Source organism: Clostridium sp. YIM B02500 (assembly GCF_022324665.1).
GTDB lineage: Bacteria > Bacillota > Clostridia > Clostridiales > Clostridiaceae > Clostridium > Clostridium beijerinckii.
On sequence record NZ_JAKGTE010000008.1, the window covers coordinates 32,863 to 51,346 of the forward strand.

General features: G+C 28.0%; 22 protein-coding genes. 7 read left to right on the plus strand and 15 right to left on the minus strand.

Annotation, left to right across the window (positions count from 1 at the left end; all coding sequences use genetic code 11):
- Positions 1-127: 127 nt before the first annotated feature.
- On the plus strand, positions 128-1,021 hold the full coding sequence (locus L1S46_RS08555) for an AraC family transcriptional regulator (protein WP_012060147.1): 894 nt from the start codon (positions 128-130) through the stop codon (positions 1,019-1,021).
- A 477-nt stretch (positions 1,022-1,498) separates the two neighbouring features.
- On the opposite strand, the gene L1S46_RS08560 is transcribed toward L1S46_RS08555, so the two are convergent.
- The 4 genes from L1S46_RS08560 to L1S46_RS08575 all read right to left on the minus strand — a co-directional run bounded on the left by L1S46_RS08560 (position 1,499) and on the right by L1S46_RS08575 (position 4,019).
- Positions 1,499-1,762, minus strand: coding sequence for a hypothetical protein (locus L1S46_RS08560; protein ID WP_238899761.1), 264 nt, complete (start codon positions 1,760-1,762; stop codon positions 1,499-1,501).
- Between the two features lie 124 nt (positions 1,763-1,886).
- Positions 1,887-2,117 (minus strand): hypothetical protein, encoded by a 231-nt coding sequence (locus L1S46_RS08565; protein WP_077829377.1) that lies wholly within the window; start codon positions 2,115-2,117, stop codon positions 1,887-1,889.
- A 203-nt stretch (positions 2,118-2,320) separates the two neighbouring features.
- Positions 2,321-3,613: a hemolysin family protein gene (locus tag L1S46_RS08570; protein ID WP_077829378.1), complete on the minus strand. Its 1,293-nt coding sequence runs from the start codon at positions 3,611-3,613 to the stop codon at positions 2,321-2,323.
- 247 nt (positions 3,614-3,860) lie between these two features.
- Positions 3,861-4,019, minus strand: a complete 159-nt coding sequence (locus tag L1S46_RS08575) for an aspartyl-phosphate phosphatase Spo0E family protein (protein WP_017208982.1) — start codon at positions 4,017-4,019, stop codon at positions 3,861-3,863.
- 135 nt (positions 4,020-4,154) lie between these two features.
- Between L1S46_RS08575 and L1S46_RS08580 the strand changes: the two genes are divergently transcribed.
- A complete protein-coding gene (locus L1S46_RS08580) occupies positions 4,155-4,370 on the plus strand; it encodes a helix-turn-helix transcriptional regulator (protein WP_023973012.1) in 216 nt (71 codons plus the stop codon).
- 134 nt (positions 4,371-4,504) lie between these two features.
- Positions 4,505-5,551 carry a substrate-binding domain-containing protein gene (locus L1S46_RS08585; RefSeq protein WP_238861289.1) on the plus strand — a complete coding sequence of 349 codons (1,047 nt, stop codon included), beginning with the start codon at positions 4,505-4,507 and terminating at the stop codon, positions 5,549-5,551.
- Between the two features lie 82 nt (positions 5,552-5,633).
- Here L1S46_RS08585 and L1S46_RS08590 read toward each other — a convergent pair whose 3' ends face one another.
- Complete coding sequence (locus L1S46_RS08590; RefSeq protein ID WP_238861288.1) at positions 5,634-6,095, minus strand: hypothetical protein; 462 nt, start codon at positions 6,093-6,095, stop codon at positions 5,634-5,636.
- 480 nt (positions 6,096-6,575) lie between these two features.
- On the opposite strand from L1S46_RS08590, the gene L1S46_RS08595 reads away from it, so the two are divergent.
- Positions 6,576-6,902, plus strand: a complete 327-nt coding sequence (locus L1S46_RS08595; protein ID WP_012060152.1) for a hypothetical protein — start codon at positions 6,576-6,578, stop codon at positions 6,900-6,902.
- Positions 6,903-6,930: 28 nt separating this feature from the next.
- Here L1S46_RS08595 and lepB read toward each other — a convergent pair whose 3' ends face one another.
- From lepB to L1S46_RS08645, 10 genes are all read right to left on the minus strand, one after another.
- Positions 6,931-7,473 (minus strand): signal peptidase I, encoded by a 543-nt coding sequence (lepB, locus tag L1S46_RS08600; protein WP_012060153.1) that lies wholly within the window; start codon positions 7,471-7,473, stop codon positions 6,931-6,933.
- A gap of 281 nt (positions 7,474-7,754) precedes the next feature.
- Positions 7,755-8,570, minus strand: coding sequence for an alpha/beta hydrolase (locus L1S46_RS08605; RefSeq protein WP_077854599.1), 816 nt, complete (start codon positions 8,568-8,570; stop codon positions 7,755-7,757).
- A 136-nt stretch (positions 8,571-8,706) separates the two neighbouring features.
- A complete protein-coding gene (locus L1S46_RS08610) occupies positions 8,707-10,431 on the minus strand; it encodes a diguanylate cyclase (RefSeq protein ID WP_238861284.1) in 1,725 nt (574 codons plus the stop codon).
- A 58-nt stretch (positions 10,432-10,489) separates the two neighbouring features.
- Entirely contained in the window at positions 10,490-10,615 is a 126-nt protein-coding gene (locus L1S46_RS08615; protein WP_039772020.1) for a cyclic lactone autoinducer peptide, read from the minus strand.
- Between the two features lie 48 nt (positions 10,616-10,663).
- Positions 10,664-11,275 (minus strand): accessory gene regulator B family protein, encoded by a 612-nt coding sequence (locus L1S46_RS08620; RefSeq protein WP_238899762.1) that lies wholly within the window; start codon positions 11,273-11,275, stop codon positions 10,664-10,666.
- Positions 11,268-11,726, minus strand: coding sequence for a hypothetical protein (locus L1S46_RS08625; RefSeq protein ID WP_039772024.1), 459 nt, complete (start codon positions 11,724-11,726; stop codon positions 11,268-11,270). The genes L1S46_RS08620 and L1S46_RS08625 overlap by 8 nt, the downstream gene beginning before the upstream one ends.
- Entirely contained in the window at positions 11,704-12,270 is a 567-nt protein-coding gene (locus L1S46_RS08630) for a DUF5317 family protein (protein WP_238899763.1), read from the minus strand. The genes L1S46_RS08625 and L1S46_RS08630 overlap by 23 nt, the downstream gene beginning before the upstream one ends.
- A 242-nt stretch (positions 12,271-12,512) precedes the next feature.
- A complete protein-coding gene (locus L1S46_RS08635; RefSeq protein ID WP_238899764.1) occupies positions 12,513-13,373 on the minus strand; it encodes a putative RNA methyltransferase in 861 nt (286 codons plus the stop codon).
- Positions 13,374-13,425: 52 nt separating this feature from the next.
- Positions 13,426-14,211 (minus strand): YdcF family protein, encoded by a 786-nt coding sequence (locus tag L1S46_RS08640; RefSeq protein WP_238899765.1) that lies wholly within the window; start codon positions 14,209-14,211, stop codon positions 13,426-13,428.
- Positions 14,212-14,678: 467 nt separating this feature from the next.
- Positions 14,679-16,259 carry a [Fe-Fe] hydrogenase large subunit C-terminal domain-containing protein gene (locus L1S46_RS08645; protein ID WP_238899766.1) on the minus strand — a complete coding sequence of 527 codons (1,581 nt, stop codon included), beginning with the start codon at positions 16,257-16,259 and terminating at the stop codon, positions 14,679-14,681.
- A gap of 241 nt (positions 16,260-16,500) precedes the next feature.
- Between L1S46_RS08645 and L1S46_RS08650 the strand changes: the two genes are divergently transcribed.
- From L1S46_RS08650 to L1S46_RS08660, 3 genes are all read left to right on the plus strand, one after another.
- Positions 16,501-16,884, plus strand: coding sequence for an AraC family transcriptional regulator (locus L1S46_RS08650; RefSeq protein WP_238861270.1), 384 nt, complete (start codon positions 16,501-16,503; stop codon positions 16,882-16,884).
- Positions 16,885-16,920: 36 nt separating this feature from the next.
- Complete coding sequence (gene clpP, locus L1S46_RS08655; protein ID WP_077854604.1) at positions 16,921-17,499, plus strand: ATP-dependent Clp endopeptidase proteolytic subunit ClpP; 579 nt, start codon at positions 16,921-16,923, stop codon at positions 17,497-17,499.
- Positions 17,500-17,639: 140 nt separating this feature from the next.
- On the plus strand, positions 17,640-18,407 hold the full coding sequence (locus tag L1S46_RS08660) for a 3'-5' exonuclease (RefSeq protein ID WP_238899767.1): 768 nt from the start codon (positions 17,640-17,642) through the stop codon (positions 18,405-18,407).
- The last annotated feature ends 77 nt before the right edge of the window (positions 18,408-18,484 follow it).

Below are 18,484 nucleotides of genomic sequence, written 5' to 3' on the forward strand. Positions count from 1 at the left end.
GATATATTTCCAAAATGAATAAATTAATATATTTAATTTTGTTCAGCATCAAATATATTACATAAAATTATTGCCTTATTATTTTTCATTTATCTCAATAACTATTTTTAGAAAAGGTGTTTAAAATATGAAAGACTTAAAAGAAACTATTATTGAAACTGTAGCTTATATTGAAGATAACCTCTATAATAAGATTTCTTTGGCTGACATCTCACTACATACAGGAATATCAAAATATTATCTACACAGAATCTTTAAATCTTTAACCGGCGAATCTATTATGGAATATGTTCAAGGTCGAAAATTAACATCTAGCCTTAACGAATTAATTAATACAACTATGCGAATTATAGATATTGCTCTTGAGTACGGTTTTGATTATGAACAATCATATATTAGAGCATTTAAAAAATGTTTTGGACATACGCCTCTTAAAATTAGATCCGATAAGATTTCTTTAAGTTTAATACTTAAAGAAAAGATTAATTGCAACGATATCTTATCCATAGGTAATTCTATTACATATAATCCTCAATTTGTCTTTAAACAAAAATTCAATTTGATTGGGATAAAGCATAAGATATTAAGTAAATCTGGTGATAAAAGCGCAAATTCATATGGTCGAGATTTCTTCTATAATCATAAGCATAAAATTAATAATTTGATAAACCCACATGAATACTTTGGTTTTACAGATTGGGGTAGTGATGACTTCATATATTACATTCCAAGTGTCCAAGTTTCTGATATAAATACTATACCTGAAGGAATGATTAGTATTTCTATACCAGCTCATAAATATGTAGTGTTCCGTTTTGTTGGTTTCTTTCGCCCTGACGATCTTAACGGAAGACATTTAGGCCGTTTATTAGTCCAGTTATATAGAAAATGGATTTTTAAGTCTGGCTATAAATTTGCTGCCACCTTCAGGTTTGAATATATAGACAATTCAAGGTCCAAAGACAATTACTGTGAGCTATATGTATATCAGCCAATAGAAGATCTAAAAAGAGAAAACTAGACTCGTATTTACTAATTTAAATTAATAAATACGAGTCTAGTTTTCTTAGCTTCTGAATATCATATATTAACAATGTAATTAACTTTTATAATTATAAGGGAGCAATTTTATGGTATTATTTTTGTTATTAGTTTGTGGATTTTGTTGGTCGATTGTTTATGTAAAATTAATTCATTTAGGTTTTAGATATAAAGCTTGCGGAATTCCATTTATTGCATTAGCTCTTAATTTTGCTTGGGAAAGTGTCAATTCTTATTTCGATTTAAAAGATAATATATTAAATATTACAACTTATATCACTTTAATTTGGCTATGCTTAGACATTTTAGTCATCTTAACTTACCTATTATATGGGAAGCGCTATTTCCCAAAACATACAAATAAAGAATACTTCTGGCCATGGACTTTGATTATATTTATAATGTCTTTTGTTATCCAATATTTCTTTATCATAGAATTTGGTGATTTAGCTAAATTCTATTCCGCTTTTATCCAAAACCTCATAATGTCCATATCATTCATAATAATGCTTGTCGGTAGACCCGATATAAAGGGACAAAGTTTAACTATAGCTATTAATAAATGTATTGGTACCTTAGCAGCTACAATCTCATCTAGCATTATTTTGCATAGTGGATTAATCATTACTTTAGGAATTTTCTGTTTTATATTTGATACTGCATATATATACTTTTTAAGCCATATAAAACGATTGCATTCCGATTTTCTTAAATCATCCACAAAAATATAATTCAATAAAAGATAAAGCACCATTAGCGGTGTCTTTATCTTTCATTCAATATATCCAAACGATTCGAACACATTATATTTATTCAATTTATTCAATTTATTTCTTGAAACTCTTTCACAAAGAAAATTCTATTAAAGGACTTTCAACTTTTGATTCAAGCGTCAACTCGGAAAGATCATCTATTGTTTTAATATTTCTCAATTCTTCCAACATTCCTTTTATCGGTCCAATTCCTTGCTTATTCCTTGCATCAATATTTAAAGTATTTTTGTATAAATTAATTATCTTCTTTTCATCACTATTCTCTGCGTGATTTTTTTCATTATTTAACCATTTCCTATTCACTGCTGAATAAAAATCATCTTGAATTCTTAATTTAACCTTAAATAAATTTATGGCTTTAATTCTTTGAAAACAAGATGATATGCAGCTCTGGTTACGAATATTTTTATACTTATGCCTTATTGAACGTATGTAAGAAAAATTTAGCAAACAAATAAAAAAACAGCACTCAGATATGCAGAAATATCTAAAAGCACTGTTTTAAATTATTCACTTAAATTTTTAATTAATACTTGATTTATTCTTTTTCTATCGCATTTTAAAATTATAAATTCATACTTGTCATAATTTATCTTTTCTTTAGGTTTTGGATATGACTTCAATTGAGAGTAAATCCATCCACCAATAGTATCAATATTTTCAGCTTCAATATTAGTATCTAAAAGTTCGTTGATATCTCCGATTAAAACTTTACCATCAACTACATAGCTACCATTATCAGTCTCTCTTATTTCCTCTTCTCCGTCATCATCAAATTCATCTTGAATTTCGCCAACAATTTCTTCTAAGATATCTTCGGTAGTCACAAGCCCTGCTGTACCACCAAACTCATCTATAATTATTGCCATTTGAGCTTTTTCCTTTTTGAAAGTTTTAAACAATTCACTAATTGATAATGATTCGGGAACAAATTTAATTTCTCTAATAATTCCTTCTATGTTATCACTGCCTTCAAATTTAAGTTTATATAAGTCCTTAATATGTATGAATCCAATTACATTATCTTTACTATCTCTACATACAGGATATCTAGTCAGTTGTTCCTCTAAAGCATAATTTATAATTTCATCAAAAGTATCTTCAATAAAAATACATGCCATATCAGTACGCGGTATCATAATATCCCTTACTGTTTTTTCCGAAAAGTCAAATATGTTATCTACAAAAGTTAATTCCGTTTGGTCTATTAATCCATGTTTATAGCTATCTTCAACTAAAAGCTTTATTTCCTCATCCGTATGAGCTGCTTCTTGCTCATTAATTTGTGAAATTCCAAATATCTTTAAAACTAAATTAGTACTATGGTTAAAAGTCCACATTATGGGATAAGTCAATCTATAAAAAGCTATAAGTGGCAAAGCTGTATACATTGCTATGTTTTCCGTGTTTATAATTGCCAATGATTTAGGCGCCAATTCGCCAAGTACAATATGAAGACCAGTTATAATTGAAAATCCTAAAACCACTGAAATTGAATGCAATGTTATTTCCGGCAAATTAAATAGATTTATTAAAGGTCTTAACATCTCTGCAAATGCAGGCTCTCCAACCCAACCAAGTCCTAATGACGCTAAGGTTATTCCTAATTGACATGCAGATAAATACGAATTCAGATCCGTAACAACTTTTAATGTATGCTTTGCATTTCTGTTTCCTTCCATTGCTAATGTTTCTATCCTTGATTTTCTTACCTTTACCATTGCAAATTCTGTTGCTACAAAAAAACCATTCATAAATACAAGCAAAATTACAATAATAACGTTTAATATTATAATCATATATTGATAGTTTCCCTCCCAAGTTATTGTATGTATACTACTATATAATACTATTTTAAATACTAATTAACATTATAACATATATTGTTTAATAAGTTAGAGTATAAACAATTAATAATTCATTTTATTTTATATTCTCCATTCTCCAATTAATTAAACCCTACTATTTTTCTTACTAAAACAAAATCTGTATACACTTATGAGGAATGACTTTTTATCGAGTTTGTCCATTTAAGTTCATTTTTATCTACTCTTTATCTATACCTTCAACATCTGTTTTCATAGCTTCAACTATATAAATATCCAACTTCTGACTCAACTTTAAAATTTTATTATAGTCCAGCCTTTCACTAATTATTTTATTTAATTCATCCCTTAATTCTTCAATTTCTTTCTTTTTGTCCATACTGTACCTCCAATAAAATACTTTTTAGCTATATATTGTATTTAAAGCCATTAGTAATTACATTATATAACAAATATTGTTTACTACCAGGAAACTTTCGACTTTTTTCGAAAGCTATAAAATGAGGTGATAAGTATGTTAAAGAGAAAAAGAAGAGAATTAAATTTAACTCAGTCGAAATTGGCAAAAAAATTAGGAATCAGCAAAAGTTATTTATCTAAGTTAGAAAAACATCCCTCCCTTTGCAATCCTAATATTAATTTTATTTTAAAATTATCGAAAGAATTAAACCTAGATCCTACAGAAATTTTTTTATATTTTATAGAAAGCAAAAATTCTTTTATTAAATAAAAATTATATAACTATTATCATATACATTTCTTACAGATCATATCTAATAAATTGCATTAACAAAATAGAGTATATTTTTTTTACTAAAACACAACCTAAAACTATTAATTATATTAAGAACCCGGAGGCTTCAAATGAAGGTATTAAAAAAAATAATAATTTTTACTACTATATTAACATTATTTATCGTTACATCATTAAATATAGTAAAAAATAATATATATGCAAACGCACAAATTAAATCAGAAAAAACTATAAAAATAGTAGTACTTCTCTCTTCATTTAATGATGCTTATATTTCTTTGATTAAAGATAACTTAGAAAGAATCCAAAAAGAAAACGCTAACAATCTAGAATTTATATTTCTTGATGGGAAGAATAATACAGACATACAAAACGAACTTATAACTTCAACACTTTCAACAGATTTTGATCTTTTATTAGCTAACTTAGTTAATTTAGATGCAAATAATATAGACTCATTTATTAACAAAGTAAAGTCAAAAAATATTCCTGTACTTTTATTTAATATAGTTCCATTTGTAACAACTTCAATAAAATCCTATCCCAAAGCTCTTGTAATAGCTACATCAGCTGAACAATCTGGAATTTTACAAGGAAATTTAATTGTTAATGCATGGAACACTAACAAAGCAGCTATGGATAAAAATAAAGATAATATTCTTCAATATATTATGTTAACAGATAAAAACAATAACACACTAACTACTGCAAGAACAAGGTATTCTATATCAACAATTAATAAAGCTGGAATAAAAACAGAGGAACTTTCCAGAATATCTTCGGAAGGAACTAAAGAAGCTGCTCAAATGATTATGGAGTCTACGTTTCTAAAGTATGGTGATAAAATTGAAGCTATAATTGCAAATAATGATACTTTAGCTATAGGAGCCATTAATGCCTTGCAAAAATATGGTTATAATATAGGTAATAAATCAATACCAGTTGTTGGCGCTGATGCAATACCAGAGGCTAGAGAATTAATTAAAAAAGGTTCTATGCTCGGTACTGTTATCCAAGATCCATCTGAGATGGCAGAAGCTCTTTATAAAGTTGGAATGAATTTAATTTATAATAGACCACCTCTTAGTAATACGAACTATAAGTTCAACGAAACCGGCTTTGTAGTAGAAATGCCTTACAGAGAATATAAAGAATGAATAAATTTGAAATTATTAATACACTCATTCATATGATATTAAGAGTAGCCAAATGGCTACTCTTAATTAAGTTATAAACTTATTATTTTTCATCTTTATTAGCAACTGTTTCTGCTTCATTTAAATTCGAATTACTACTCGAAGTAAGTAGTGATTCAAATTTCCTTAATTGACTTTTTAGTTTCTCATTTTCCTCTTGCAACTTAGAATTAATATCATTCAATTCCTTAATTACTTTTGCATTACCAAATGTAAAATCTTTGCCTAGATTTAAATTCTCAAGTATATTTTGTTTTAATTCCTCAATATCCTCTTTTTTTAATTCTGGAAATTTAGATATTAAAGTATTATCAAACTTGTCTATTTTTAATTTTAGTACATTCTCAATTGTACTTGAAATTCCAAAATCCTCATCAATCATATCCCAAATTTCTCGTGCTTTTGAAATATAATCTGGATGTTTTGATAATTCCTCCTTCAATCCAGGTTTATTAAATCTGTTAGTAAGAATCTTCTCCACTGGCTTTAAAATTGCTTTTAACATTATATACTTCCTTCAATATTATTTTATAACACATATTATGAAATACCGACCTTAAAATCCACTTTTCTTGTGATAATATAATATAAATAATTTGCCTATAAATAATTTTTAATGAGTGTTAAATTAAAATTTCTTATAAACTATACCTTGACATTAGTATTTATTAAGAAGGTACAAAAAAAAGATGCGGCCCAACTTAGCCGCATCCATATTTATAAGAGATTATGAGATTATTAAGGTTTTATATAATTTGAGACATACTCTTTTGTACACTTATATATTAACATAATCCGACAAAATATTCTATTGTTTTTATTATATTTTTATAAATTTAATATTTAAGTATAATAGATAACGTTTTTGCAGAATATATTTAATGCATTAATCTCTATTCCTCTAATTAACTTAAGTAAAGACGCAGCCAGTATTTTATTGGCTGCGTTTAAAAAATTATAACTGCATTAAAGCGAGGTATAAATAATGAAAATAAAAAACTTCTTAGCAACTCTCTTAATATTTTTTATCTTTACTATAAGCAATGCTAATGCAACGATTCCAATAGCAAATACTTACAAGCAAGGTATATATAAAATTTCTGAAAGCAGCAAAGAAAATTATACTGCAAAACTTATAACTCCTAATAACATTACAAGTTTAATTGTTATAGACCCTGATGGAGATATAAAATTTTTTAAGAGATTCGATACAGTCAACGAAACGATTAACTTAGGTCCTATGGTTAAAGGTGATATAGTATCAATAATCGGTAATGGAGAAATAGCTGCTAATTTTATAAGTATAAGTTAAAACCACTCTCTCGAGTGGTTTTCTTAAATTATTTTAGCATTCCAAAATCTTTAAAAGGATAAAATATAAACTGAGCCTTTCCTTCTATTTTAGAGCTATCTATATAGTGTTCTTTCCAATACCTTGCATCTAATGATACAGGTCTGTTATCTCCTAAGAAAAAATACTTTCCTTGTGGTACTTCGAATGATCCATTATAATCATCCTTATTTTTCACATAATCTTCTTCCAACTTTTCTCCATTTACAAATACTACCCCATTTTTTATATCTATCTTATCTCCTGGCAAACCTATTAATCTCTTTACTAAAGTTTCTTTAAGTTCATCTGAATAAAATACAATTACGTTTCCTCTTTTTAGATTATCAAAGTTATGTATTCTTGTTACTAAAATTTTATCATTTAAATTTATAGTTGGAATCATTGATCCTGTTGGCACATATACATTAAAAAATACAAACTGTCTTAGTAAAAACGCTATTACTAAAGCACAAAATATTGGTATTATCCAATCTTTAATAAAATTACTTTTCTTCTTACCTTTTTCTTCTATTTTAGTACTTTCTTCCAAAGCATATCATCCTTCCCAGATTATAATTAATATTTCTGCTTTTACTATATATACAGATTAATTTAGTAACCATTTATTTAACTTACCAATAAAATAAGAATTAGTCAAGTTTACTTACATTATATTAATCATCATAAAAGAAAATATAAGGTACTATTCTAAACAATATATATTCTTTAGAATTTGTAACCTTATAAAAAATATAATTTCTATATCATATTCCTATCTTCAACTTAAAATCAAAATATCACTTAATTACAGTCACTTACCTCTCATGAATATTACTGTTCAATGAATTTTGTTAGCTCTTCATTGAATTTTTCTTTTTCATCGTAGAATAATCCATGTCCACTATCAGTGAATGGTATAATTCTGGAATTCTTAATGATTTGCTTTTGAGCTTTAGCCAAAGCAAATAAACAAACTTGGTCATGAATACCATGAAGAATCAATGTCGGAACATTAATTTTTCCAAGATCCGAAAACAAACTTTCTTCACCTAACCAAGTATTAGCAACTTCTGCTGTAGCCCAACCTGCTGCCTGCAATCCAAGCTGAAAGAACCAATTTGAAAAACTCTCTGTAATATGCTTATAGAAAAAAATATCTCCAAAATCTTGAAGCATTTTAGGCCGATCATTATATGTTCCTTTGATTATATCAATAACGGCTTGTTTCTGTAACCCATGAGGAAAATAAGATCTTTGAACAAGGCTTGGTGCTGCTGCTGCACAAAGAACTAACTTAGAAACTTTGTCATTATCATATCTTGACATATATCTAATAGCGATTGCTCCACCTGTAGAATGACCTAACAATGTAAAGTTTTTTAAATTAAGCACTTCCACAACTCTTCTAACATCATCTGCTAATCTATCGTAGTCATACCCCCTGTATGGTTTATCTGATTCGCCAAACCCTCTTTGATCTATCCCAATACACCTATATCCCATTTTAGGAAGGATATTAAACTGGTATTCAAATAATTTATGACTTCCTGGCCAACCATGTAAAAATACAATTGTATTTCTTCCTTCTTCATTAAGATCTTCTACATAAACTTTAACGTCTGGTTCTACTTTAATATAGTAACCCATGCAAATTGCCTCCATTAATAAACTTTCTTTCTAAAAACAGCTTATTCTTTTACAGCAAATAGGTGAATTACTACTATTAAGTTTCTAAAACTAATATTAACATGCAATTTGATTAAAATAGATATTTATGATTTATTTATATGTGTATTTCTCCTATATCGCTTACGCCTTCTATAAAAGCCTCTCCCTCATTCTTTCTAACTATTTCAATGAAAGCTGCCGAAATTTCAGGATCAAATTGTGTCCCGCTGCATTTTTCAAGTTCCTCTGCAGCTTCCTCATAAGTTTTTCTAGTATTATATGGTCTATTTGATGTCATTGCATCAAAACTATCCACAACTGTCAGAATTCTTGCTAGATAAGGTATTTCTTTGCCCTTTAGTTTATTAGGATATCCGTTTCCATCATACCTTTCATGATGGCTTATGATTAAAGGTATGATATCTTTAAGTGAATCTACAGATTTTATAATTTCAACTCCATTAGCAGGATGTTGCTTTAATAATTCCCATTCTTCATCTGTTAATCTCATTTTTTTCATTAACACTTCTTTATTGATGTTAATCTTGCCAATATCATGCATGTAAGCGCCATAAATTAAAATTTCTTTTTCTCTTTTGCTTAATTTGAGTTTATCAGCAATCATTCTACTATACACTACAACTCTTTCTACATGACCATAAGTATATCTATCTTTAGCATTAATAACACTAATCAAGGTTTTTATCGAAGCGACAAGTTCAATATCTTTTTCATCTATATTTTTTTTGATTTCATCTAGAATTGATGTATATGCTTCGACCCTATTCTTATTGAAAAATTTTGCTCTGTATAGTGCATCATCTGCGCTTTTTATTAATTCTATATCATTTCTCGCTTTATATGGATAAACTGATACACCTATTGAAACTGTAACTTTCCCTTTAGGCTGACTTTCTTCACCATAAAAACGTGTACACTCTATTTTTTTTCTTAAATTTTCTGCCACCTGAATTGCTTCTTCCTCATTTGCATCAGGCAGTATTATTGAGAATTCTTCCCCCCCATATCTTGCTGCAATATCTTCCTCTCCTATGTTACTTTTAATAATTTCACCAATTCTTCTAAGAACGTAATCACCTTTTTGATGGCCATGAGTATCGTTATATTGCTTAAAATAATCTATATCTATAAAAATCATGGATACAGGTTTGCTATTCCTATCTCCATTCTTAACTTTCTCTGCTAACGAGTCACAGAAGTATCTATGATTATAAAGTTCAGTAAGTCCATCAATATTTATTAACTCCTCTAACTTTTTAATATGTTCTGCTTCTATCTTTACATAGAATCCCAAGGGCCATGCAGTCAAAATAAATACTCCTGCTAAGATTAAATCATTTTCAAAATATGTATTTACTATTACATTAGGTTCCATAAATATATCCATAGCTAAAATAATTAGAGATGAAATACAGGAAACTATAATACCTTGTTTCATTCCATATTGAATTGTTGTTGTTATTATTATAAACAAATACAAAAATTTATATTGGCTTTCATTTACTCCACATATAAATATAATTATCGAAAACACTATTATAAATACTGCTATTTCGATTTTATTGAATATAGTTCCATGCCTCCATCTAATCTTATTTTTTATTGAAAATGTCCATGCGCAGTAAACTAAAGTTATTATCATTAATGGAGCACAAAGAAATACATATTGATAATAGTAACTAATTTCCCATACTTGCGAGTTAGTATTTTTAATAAACTCTCTACATAAAATTATACCCACGAATAAAAGTGAAGATAATTTTACTACAGATATTATATCATTAACTTGTTTTTTTTTGTCATCTTTTACACGCTTCATATCATATCCCTCATAAATAGTTACAGTGAGACCCAATATGCTGGTCTCACTTTGTAAATTATTCTTCTCTTAAGCACTTAGGCTCTTCTGGCTGATAATGTCCCCATATACATGCAGAAGTAGAAACAATTGATGCGATAAGTGTTGCTGCTGTTGCTACTACCATTAAAATTTTTCGTTTCATTAACTTCACCTCCTTTAAATTAAGTAACCTAGTTTTTTAATGTCCGAACTACCTCAATGCTAAATGTCCAGTTTTAGTTAAAGAAAAAATCTGCCACGACAAGCCTATATAAATACACAAAGAATATGTTAATAAAGTAAGATTCTTTGTTAGCAAATATGACAAAATTAAAATTAATACAATAGTTAAGTAAACGCTCAACGTTATGATAGACACTTTTTTTAGCCTTTTTTTCATTTTATAACTTTTAATTGGTTTTGCCACACTATCAACAGGAGCTAATTTATATATAATATAATACGACCATGCAAATATTATGCTTCCTACCACTATAATCAAAATCAAATCAAAATGTGCATATTTCGCTATTATTCCCATTCCTACACTAACAACAGTTCCTATAATCGCACATTTTTCAGGTGAACTTGCATGAGCTCCCCCTGAGCTTTTCCTTAGCATACTTGTTGTAAATGATACGATAAGTGCTTCAATCATTGCATTGAAAACAATTCCAAATATCATAACTAATGCTATGCAAATCATAATTTGGGCAAAAGCAAATATTCCATAGTTTATTACTGATCTTCTATCATCATTAAGATTTAATTCACGTGCAATATAACCAGAAAATTTTTTGCATATATTCTCAATTTTAAACATCTCTAAGCATTCCTTTTTTTAAATAATAAATTAATGTTATAATTGCAAAACATACTAGAGATGGTAACCCATATATTTCTTTTAATACTGGATTTAGCATTATAACATCCAAACTATTTCTAAACGCAATGTTTAATAGTAGCATATTTAATCCTTCACACATAAATAAAACTATAGTTGTTATTAATGATGACTTTATAGACAAAACCACATCTGCTTTATTTATACTCCACATAATAATAATCATTACAAATATATCAAGTATGGTTGGCACTCCATAATTTATAGGCAGAAGTCGTATTCCATATTCGCATACTGCTAATAATAAACTCGAAATTATATATCTTTTTGAATTAAGTTTTACATTAGATAACGCTATCATTGCTAGTATTAATACAAATGCTTCTGGAACTAACCTAAATATAAATTCAAATACTGTTAATCTCAACATCTTCTTTTCTCCCTTGATTATTAATTTTCTTTAAAGCACTATAAATTACTAAAAACACAAATACTCTTATAAATATATCACCTACGCTAAGAATAGTGTATCCTAAGTCTATAAAGTCAGTTAATATCTTTAATTTAGTTTGTGAATCTCCTAATATATGAATATCATTCATTCCTTGAAAATTCTCTAATGAACGTCCTGTAAGGCGTGATAATGATTGGTAAACTGGCATAAATCCACAATTAGTTTTTATTGCAATATCGTTTAATGCGCCGCCTAAAATCATAAAAAGCGATCCAATTATCGAACTTATGTATAATTCATATTTTAATATTAAAAACAAATATGTAATTAAATAAATAGGTGTCAATCTCCCTATGGTTCTTATAATCACATAATTGCCAGAAAAAGTAGCAACTTGTCCAACAAACGTGAATATTTCAAATACAATTAGGGGATAAATAGCCCATGATCTAAATAACGGACATATTTTGTATCCTCTAATTTTTGCTAAAAAAAATGTAAGTAATACTGTTTCTGGCATGTTTCCTCCGTGATCAAATTTACTTTTTTAATTTTCAAATAATAATTTGCATCATAATAAAACTAATAATTATGAATTATAAGTAAATTATTATGCATATTAATATATATTATAATACCTATTTTGTACAGTTTCTATATCTTTGCCTACAAAAGGATCAATTTAATATATTAGTTATAAAACTCCTAAGACAAACACTGCCTATATAAGCTTACATTAAATTTAGATTAAGTTTTACTCAATTAAATTTTCTTTTTAAATATACCTATTCTCATATCTATAGTTATAACTAAGGATTCATAATCTTCTAACTTTTCTTTATTCTCTGGTGTAGACTTCCAATAATGAGGTGTCATCTTTAATAAGCTCAATAATTCTTCTTTATTCAATGTTATATCAAATGTTACATTAGCTTCTTCTATATAATCATTTTCTTCTGCATTTGCTTTATAAACTTTATCATTTAAATGAACCTCAGAGTAAATAATATTCCTAAGTTGTATTAAATGATTAGTTCTAGGTAAAACTCTAACAAATATTCCATCATCCTTTAAAACTCTATTACACTCATCAATATCTATAGGACTAAATACTGAAATAATACAATCCACTGTTTTATCCCCAAGTGGTATGTTAAAATTGTTTCCAACCGCCCAAACACAATCTTTGTTTAGTTTACTTGCGTATTTTACAGCTTCTTTAGAAACATCCAAGCCATAATAATTAGCTTCAATATTTTTCTTATTCATATAATCTTTTAGGTTTGTTAAGTAATACCCTTCGCCACATCCTAGATCTACAATATTCAATTTGTTGATAATTTTATCTGACATCCCATCAACTATTATTTCATTTATTTTATCAGACAGTGCTTTATAATATCCTCTAGATAAAAAATCTATTCTTGATAAAACCATTTCTTTTGAATCACCAGGATTCTTACTTCTTTTCTGATTGCTTATTAACAAATTTACATACCCTTCTTTTGCTATATCATATGTATGTTTGTTACTGCACCTGTACATCTTATTTGAAATATCCTTAACTAATTTTTCCTTACAAACTGGGCAAAGCAGCATGGTCTCATTTAAAATATCATTCATAAACTTACAACTCTCTTTCCATATATTATGTATTTTATTTTAATTGCTAAAATCAACATCTACGGTAAAAATCTTCATTATTAATCGGTGTCTTTAGACTATTGTATGCTTCTTCTATTTCTCTTGGTATATCAACACGGACTATAAATCCCTTTCCATTAGGTCCATATCCATTTTCATTATCTCTTAATCTTGGTATCTCTCCCATCAAAAGTTCCAAATACCTTTTATCTTCCCAGATTCCATTAATTCCAATATTACTTAATTTTAGATTTATATCAATCTTAGGAATAAATGGAGCATAGTTTATTAACTTAACATTATTATATGTATACTTAGAAAATGAAGCAAAAGTTCTAAGCTGCATAGTAGGATCTTGAATCAAAATTAAAGATTCATATTCTATATTTAATTTCCATAATAATTCTATTGTCTTTTTAGCATTATCTCCACAATTCGTAGATTTATTTTCTATAATAATTTTATCTGAGTTAACACCATAAATTTTAGTCATTATATCAAAAAATATATCAGCTTCCGGCCTACCATCTACTTCAATCGAATTAAACTCTGAACTTCTCCTTATTTCATCTCTTAGTATTTGGGTAGAATGTCCAATCCCCCCACTAATCAAAATCTTATCACATATATTATTCTTCCATGCATTCACAGCACACTGTACTGTATAAGGTATAGAATTCCCTAATAAGACTAATACATCAACTTTTTTTAATCCAAATTTTCTTTCTAGTTCCTTAGGATTTAACGTGCTAATATCTCTAACTGCTAAAAATTCAGATATTTTATTAATACAATATTGGATTTCTTCACTACTCATTGTTATTTCCTTCCACTAAAAGCATATAATAACAAAATCACTACTGATATGAATTAATAAATTATAACATAAACTATAATATATTTTTTCACTAACTTTGCATATTTATTTTACCATAATATTATCTTTATGTTATTTATATCATCGTTAGTAAACCCTAATATAATAATCATTGATTTGATAAACGCTATAACAACATAAATATATATTATTAAATTAAATTTTAATAAAAAAGCACACTTATAAATTCATTAAGAATTCTATAATAAAAATTTAGCTATAAAGTAAAATATCAAAAAAAATAAGATAGACTAGCCTTTTATGAATAGTCTATCTTATCTGTGGGTATAAATGGGAGAGGGTTTATATCTTTTGTATAACTATATATTAACATATTTCAACAATAAATGCCATATATTTTAATATATTTCTTATTTGTTTTTCGTCATCCATTCTCCTTTATCCAGTTAATGCCTTCGTCTCTTTTTTGTATTATTATTTCTAAATTCATTGGATTTATCAATATAGCTGGTATGAAACAAAGATTCTGCCCTTGTGCTATTAGGATCTCCTATATAGCTCTTATACATATTTTCAAGATTTTCATTTTCGTCTGACACTCTTTTTATTGATTTTTTATCAATATTCCTTAGAATATCTGCTCTCAATATTTTATAATCTTTTCCTAACAACTCATTTGAGGATTTATTATAACATTTTACCTGTACAGCTTTAGCTCTGCAGACGTTATTACATAATTTACAGCCAACACACTCTTCTTCTTTAACCTCTGCCCTTCCTCTAACATTATATTGTATCGCATTAACAGGGCAATTTTGTATACAAGTACCACACGATATGCATAGATTTTCATTAATTTGAGACTTTGCACCTATTCTAGGAGTCCCTCCTCCATTTATGCACCCTCCGTTACATGCCACTACTTCAATGAAATAATATTCCTTCCATTTGTTACTGACTAAAAATTTTTCGATTTCTTTTAGACCATTTACCACTGCTACTTTACAATTCTTATTACCTAAAATAACCGATACTTCTTCTATTTCCTTATATCCTTCTACTGGTTTTAATATCATATTTTCAGCCTCAGATATATCGTTCTTTAAATAACTCATCACGGTTCTAAAAATTGCTTGCATTGCTCCTTGACTCATACCAAAAAGAGCTGCTGCCCCAGTATATTCCCCCATAAAATCATCTGGTTTTTCGTCTGGTATAGCAGTTATATCTATGCCTTTCTCTTTTAAGAGATTTGCATATTCTTTTACAGTTAGAACAATATCGATATCTTTGTAACTATCTCTCCCCATATCCTCTTTATCAGCCTCATATTTTTTAGCACTACATGGTTGTACAGATACAACAACTATATTGGTAGGCAAAATATTATAAACATCTGCAAAATATGTTTTTATTCCTGCTCCCATCATCTGCTGAGGAGATTTCGCTGTAGATATATTATCCAGTATTTCTGGATGATATATTTCAGCGTAACGTATGAAAGAAGGACAGAAAGACGTAAACATAGGAAGTTTTTCTTTATTAGCAATTCTTTTAATGAATTCACTACTTTCCTCTACAACTGTCATATCATTCCCAAATTCAGTATTAAATACTTTTTGAAAACCTAATTTCTTCGCGGATGGAGCTATTTTTCCTCCAACATAAGTACCTATTGGAAGATTAAATTCTTCTCCTAGTGTTGCTTTGACTGCTGGAGAGGCCGTTAAAACTAAATATTTCCCACTACTTAAGGCTTCTTTAACTAAATCTACGTCATTTCTTACATCAATCGCTTCTGTTGGACAGGCAAGTGTACATTGTCCACAATATAGACATCCAGAAGCCCCAAATCCTCCACTTTTAGTATCCACAGTTTTCCTTCCTGAATCTACTTCCTTTAATATCGCCATCTTAGTTTCTTGAGCACACGTAAAAGCGCATGCAGTACATCCAATACATTTTTTCTTGTTTATTTGTATTATATTATCCTCTTCAATTCTATTGGCTTTCTTTGACTTTCCCATAAATTTCTCCATGTTATTCATTTCTATAGTTATAATTACTTTTTATCTTCTTTTATTATTACTATATCTAGTTTATTAATTATTTAAATTTTTCATAGCAACTGAAAACTATCATTTAAAAATGAACATAAACTCTTGACTCTGATCGTTTCTTAAATATTTAATGAGCAAAAAAAGACAGGATTTAAATAAAATGTTGCTATATAATATAGGAAAAGATTAAATGAGGTGAGCGCCTTACATGAATTATGAAGCTTGTATAAAAAAGTCCATTGAATATATAGAAAATAATCTAAATAAGAAAATACAACTAAAGGAACTTGCAGATAAGGCCTTTTTATCCAAATACCACTTTCATAGGGTTTTTCATTCAGTGGTTGGAGAACCTGTTGCTGAATATATTCGTAAAAAAAGATTAGAGGAAGCTGCAAATGAACTATTAACTACAGAAAATAAGATTATAGATATAGCGCTAAAATATCAATTTAGTAATCAGGAATCATTTACTAAGGCTTTCAAAAGGCTTTATGGAATCCCCCCTAAGGAATTTAGGAAAAACAAAATAAATTTAACAACAATACATTCAAGAAAGAATTCTACAACTTACCTTTCTATGGCTGTTTAGAATTCATCAAAAATATTTTTTAAGGAGTGAATCTTTATGAGCTATGTACCAATGGTTATTGAACAAACAAGTCGAGGAGAACGTTCTTATGATATCTATTCTAGATTGCTAAAAGAAAGAATAATTATGCTAAGCGATCAAGTAAGCGATTCTACCGCAAGTATAATTACTTCACAATTACTATTTCTTGAATCAGAAAATCCAGATGGTGATATTCACTTTTATATAAATAGCCCCGGTGGTTCTATTACAGCAGGAATGGCAATATATGATACAATGCAATATATAAAGCCTGACGTATCAACAATATGTTTAGGATTAGCTGCAAGTATGGGATCGTTTTTACTTGCAGCAGGCGCACCTGGAAAAAGATATGCTCTTCCAAATAGTGAGATTCTAATCCATCAGCCATCTGTACATGGAGGTTTTCAAGGTCAAGCTACAGATATTAGGATTCATACTGAATGGCTGCTAAAGACAAAAAATAAAATAAATAAAATATATAGTGAAAAAACCAAAAAGCCAATAGAGGAAATTGAAAGAGATATGGAACGAGATTATTTTATGTCTGCTCAAGAGGCTTTATCTTATGGAATAATAGATAAAATTCTTTGATAAATATAAATTCCTATTATAAATATATTGAAAAGGTTCAAAAATTTTTGAATCTTTTTTATTATGTTTATATTATTCACATCTTCATTGGCTATAATATAAATAGTATTCTTATTCTTAACCAAAAAGCAGGTGAAAGTATGTATTATGTAATATATGATTTAGAATTTAACCAAAGAAGTAATGCCTCTGAAGATTGCAATAACATTAATTTTTCAAAATTTAATGATGATACTAACATACCACTTATTCCTTTTGAAATAATTCAAATTGGTGCTATAAAACTAGATAATAATTTTCAAGAAGTGTCTAAATTCAATTCCTTAGTCAAACCAACTCTATATAAAACCATTCATCCATATGTTGAGAATTTAACTAAAATAACATACGATAAAGTTTCTTCTTGCAAAAACTTTACTAATGTACATAAAGCCTTTTTAGAGTTCATTGGAGATGATGACGTACTACTGTGTGTATGGGGCGTTGGCGATATTAAGGAACTCTACAGAAACTTGGGATTTTATAATCTATCTACTTCATATATTTCAAAATATATTGACATTCAGAAGTATGCTTCAAAATACCTTAAAGCACCCAAAAATTCTAGAATTGGTTTAAGAAATGCTGTTGAGATTTTAAATATACCAATTTATAGTGAATTTCATGATGCACTTAATGATGCTTACTATACTTCTGAAATTTTTAAGCGTATTTATAACAAATACATGAAGCCTGAAACTTACGTTCCTTCACCAGCAAAAAGAACTACAGAACCCAAAGAAGTAATTGATAATGAAGCTTTATTAAAGCAATTTGAAAAAATGTATAATAGAGAACTGACTAAAGATGAAAAGTCAATGATTAAAGTTGCATACATGATGGGAAAAACGAAACAATTTCTGAAATAAATGCAGCTAGTAGAAAACTTTTTTTAGTTCAATATAAAAAGGATACTCTATTACTAATTTTTAGAGTATCCGTGAAT

Coding starts and splice junctions, on each gene's coding strand:
- L1S46_RS08555 (WP_012060147.1), top strand. CDS start 128: ATGAAAGACTTAAAAGAAACTATTATTGAAACTGTAGCTTATATTGAA.
- L1S46_RS08570 (WP_077829378.1), bottom strand. CDS start 3,613: ATGATTATAATATTAAACGTTATTATTGTAATTTTGCTTGTATTTATG.
- L1S46_RS08575 (WP_017208982.1), bottom strand. CDS start 4,019: ATGGACAAAAAGAAAGAAATTGAAGAATTAAGGGATGAATTAAATAAA.
- L1S46_RS08580 (WP_023973012.1), top strand. CDS start 4,155: ATGTTAAAGAGAAAAAGAAGAGAATTAAATTTAACTCAGTCGAAATTG.
- L1S46_RS08585 (WP_238861289.1), top strand. CDS start 4,505: ATGAAGGTATTAAAAAAAATAATAATTTTTACTACTATATTAACATTA.
- L1S46_RS08590 (WP_238861288.1), bottom strand. CDS start 6,095: ATGTTAAAAGCAATTTTAAAGCCAGTGGAGAAGATTCTTACTAACAGA.
- L1S46_RS08595 (WP_012060152.1), top strand. CDS start 6,576: ATGAAAATAAAAAACTTCTTAGCAACTCTCTTAATATTTTTTATCTTT.
- L1S46_RS08605 (WP_077854599.1), bottom strand. CDS start 8,570: ATGGGTTACTATATTAAAGTAGAACCAGACGTTAAAGTTTATGTAGAA.
- L1S46_RS08610 (WP_238861284.1), bottom strand. CDS start 10,431: ATGAAGCGTGTAAAAGATGACAAAAAAAAACAAGTTAATGATATAATA.
- L1S46_RS08615 (WP_039772020.1), bottom strand. CDS start 10,615: ATGAAACGAAAAATTTTAATGGTAGTAGCAACAGCAGCAACACTTATC.
- L1S46_RS08620 (WP_238899762.1), bottom strand. CDS start 11,275: ATGTTTAAAATTGAGAATATATGCAAAAAATTTTCTGGTTATATTGCA.
- L1S46_RS08625 (WP_039772024.1), bottom strand. CDS start 11,726: ATGTTGAGATTAACAGTATTTGAATTTATATTTAGGTTAGTTCCAGAA.
- L1S46_RS08630 (WP_238899763.1), bottom strand. CDS start 12,270: ATGCCAGAAACAGTATTACTTACATTTTTTTTAGCAAAAATTAGAGGA.
- L1S46_RS08635 (WP_238899764.1), bottom strand. CDS start 13,373: ATGAATGATATTTTAAATGAGACCATGCTGCTTTGCCCAGTTTGTAAG.
- L1S46_RS08640 (WP_238899765.1), bottom strand. CDS start 14,211: ATGAGTAGTGAAGAAATCCAATATTGTATTAATAAAATATCTGAATTT.
- L1S46_RS08645 (WP_238899766.1), bottom strand. CDS start 16,259: ATGGGAAAGTCAAAGAAAGCCAATAGAATTGAAGAGGATAATATAATA.
- L1S46_RS08650 (WP_238861270.1), top strand. CDS start 16,501: ATGAATTATGAAGCTTGTATAAAAAAGTCCATTGAATATATAGAAAAT.
- clpP (WP_077854604.1), top strand. CDS start 16,921: ATGAGCTATGTACCAATGGTTATTGAACAAACAAGTCGAGGAGAACGT.
- L1S46_RS08660 (WP_238899767.1), top strand. CDS start 17,640: ATGTATTATGTAATATATGATTTAGAATTTAACCAAAGAAGTAATGCC.